At 70.2% G+C, this 423-nt stretch carries 1 protein-coding gene; it reads right to left on the bottom strand.

All coding sequences use genetic code 11. The annotated features are described in order from the left end of the window. Window positions 1–406: phosphopantetheine-binding protein (locus AB3X89_RS40280; protein ID WP_368588065.1), on the bottom strand; the 406-nt coding region annotated here is incomplete at its 3' end. Between the last annotated feature and the right edge of the window lie 17 nt (window positions 407–423).

Genomic DNA, 423 nt, shown 5'->3' with positions numbered 1-423 from the left:
CATACAGCTGATCGAGGCTGCGTCGCCACGCCGCGCGATCCAGCCTGCCCTGCAGCCGCCACCCCAGCGGAACGTGGTAGCGGGCACTGTCCTTGTCCAGCTGTGCCAGAAACCACAGCCGCTGCTGGGCAAACGACAGCTCAAGCGGCGCCTGGCGCGATACGGCTCCAATGGCCGGCAGCGCCTGCGCTGCCGCGCCGCTCACCGCTCCGGCCACGCCTGCGGCCAGATCAGCCAGCACCGGCCGCGCAAACAGCATCGCCAGCGACAGTTCCACACCCGCAATCTGCGACAGCCGGCTGAGCAGCCGCACGGCCAGCAGCGAATGACCGCCCAGCTCGAAGAAGTGGTCATGCCGGCCGACCCGCTCCAGACCCAGCAGCTCCGCCCACAGCTGCGCCAGCACCGTCTCGAGCTCCCCGC

The organism is Paraburkholderia sp. BR14320, from assembly GCF_040948665.1.
Classification (GTDB): Bacteria; Pseudomonadota; Gammaproteobacteria; order Burkholderiales; family Burkholderiaceae; genus Paraburkholderia; species Paraburkholderia youngii.
The sequence above is the reverse complement of the archived record's forward strand: the minus strand, read 5'-3'. Positions and strand labels throughout refer to the sequence as shown.